The sequence below is a fragment of the Flavobacterium cyanobacteriorum genome, from assembly GCF_002251835.1.
Taxonomy (GTDB): Bacteria; Bacteroidota; Bacteroidia; order Flavobacteriales; family Flavobacteriaceae; genus Flavobacterium; species Flavobacterium cyanobacteriorum.
On sequence record NZ_NOXV01000042.1, the window covers coordinates 1 to 2,079 of the forward strand.

Below are 2,079 nucleotides of genomic sequence, written 5' to 3' on the forward strand. Positions count from 1 at the left end.
AATTTATTGTCTGTTGTTGGCGTTTCGTCATAGCCTGACCGCTAACGGTTGGCGGCTTGGCGAAGGTGGCGATTTTTACCACAAATGTTGATACGAAGAACTGCACTTGAACCTACCACAAAACTGTCATACGAAGTACTGCACCCGCCATTACGCCAAACCGCTGTTAGCACCAGTTGTTCTTGTCCACCAGTCGAAGTTGTCTGAAATTATTATTTCGTTTTTCTCCAAATGATGTGTCGTTTTCATTGGTATTGTTCGGAATGCCAAATGGTATTTGTTTGCTAATGCTCTGATTTCTTCTGTGTCGTCATATGTCAACATAAACTTTCCCTGAATTTTGGATGTCAAGTAAAAAAGTTGTTCGTGGTCTATGTCAAAATATGTGTAAAGTCGTTTACCTGCAATAGTGTAAGGAGGGTCAATGAAAAAATATGCGTTTCTATTGTCGCTGTTTTGCTCAATTACTTTGAAGGCGTCAGTCTGTAGGAATTGAATTTTATGTTTGATGAAATTTATTGCTCTAATTCTGTCGGCAAGTGTTTTTGCATACCATCTCGAAGCAATTCCTTTTCCATTCTCACCATTTTTGAGCATTCCAGAACCTTTGGCAATAATACCACCATGAAAAACTCTGTTTTTAAGAATGGTGCAAAAAGCAATGTCTTTAATTTCTTTGTTTGGATTACTTAGTTCTTTATTTACGTTTTCGTGTGATAGTTCAAAGTTTAAAATTCTGTCAGCAAGCCATTCATTTTTGCCGTTTAGGATTATTTCCCAAACTGCTGCAACTTCTTCGTCTAACTCAACCATTGTTATATGGTCAGCAAGATTTTCAAAGGCGGCTGTCAAGCTAACAATACCACCACCAGCAAACGGTTCAATTAAACTCTTTTTGTTGTTGTCTTGTCGAAGCCATTCTCTAACAGTAGGTATTAACCAAGTCTTTCCACCCGGATAACGAAAAGGACTTCTTTGGGGGACAGATGCAACATTGACAACTTGCGTTTGTTGTTTTTTAACTGTTCCTTTTTCAAATATGGTTAATTGCTCACCCATTTTAACTACTGATTATATCGGTTAAACTTGGTGTGTCAGGCGAATTACCTTCCAATCTTTCATCAAGTCTGTCTTGAAGAATGTTTATAAAATCTTCAAGTTTTCCAGGCTCTGGGGTTGTAACTCTGAACAATGCCGCTTCAAAGTCAGTGTAAACCGTATCAACCAAAGTCAGGTTATATTGCTTGGTTTCTTTGTCAAGGACTAAGTCATATAAAAACCAAGCAATATCTGCTTTCTCTTTGCTTACCGTTGGAAGTTTCGGTAAAGTGTCGTAGAAGGATTTTTGTAAAGCGACAGTTTGTTTCTTTTTCCATGTTTGGAAAATACCTCCTTTGTATAGCATTTGTGGGATTAATCGTTTCCTTGAAGATGATAGATAGTCGGGCTTTGGTGAATTGTATCCTGTTGTCCAAGAAAATTTGCTTGTCGGGTTGTTTATGTAACTGTCAAACGGATTTCGAAGATTGCCAGATATGTAAACACCTTGAACTTCAAGAGAAGCAAAGTCAATAAGTTGTCCCTTATCATTGTAAGCAACTAAGACAAAGTCAATGTTGCCAGCCGACTGCCCGTTCTTGTCAAGTAGTTTAATTTCAGAAAGTGAAGTCCATTTGGTTTTTTCGTCAAAAGCAAATTTCGCAGCATTTTCGATTATCAACCAATCTTCCCGAAATCTTGTCGGGCAAGTGATTACAGGATTGTCGTTGTGAAACACACTGCAAACTCCTAATGGGTCGTTTGCCTTGTCTTTTGTGCAATTTGGAACCTTGTTATTAAAAGGGCACAGCTTCTTATCACGGTAACGTTTTGCTTTGGCCGTCTCATTTATAATTGGGAAGCCAAAAACTTCCGCTAAAGGATTATTATTTTTCTTGTCTGTCGCCATAGGGCAAATTTACAAAATATTTCTATCGGCCGATAGGTTTTTGTCCACCGATTGATAATGGTCGGCTGTCTTTTTACAATTGGTGCTAACGTTCCTGCGCTTGGCGCATGTGGCGGCTTATCAGCACCAAA

Annotated in this window: 2 protein-coding genes; both read right to left on the reverse strand. The window is 38.6% G+C overall.

The window, feature by feature from the left end; genetic code table 11:
* Positions 1–150 precede the first annotated feature (150 nt).
* The gene (locus CHU92_RS00365) at positions 151–1,059 is read right to left on the reverse strand and encodes a DNA adenine methylase (protein ID WP_094411475.1); all 909 of its coding nucleotides are present in this window, start codon (positions 1,057–1,059) and stop codon (positions 151–153) included.
* Position 1,060: 1 nt separating this feature from the next.
* The gene (locus CHU92_RS00370; RefSeq protein ID WP_094411477.1) at positions 1,061–1,948 is read right to left on the reverse strand and encodes a NotI family restriction endonuclease; all 888 of its coding nucleotides are present in this window, start codon (positions 1,946–1,948) and stop codon (positions 1,061–1,063) included.
* Positions 1,949–2,079 lie beyond the last annotated feature (131 nt).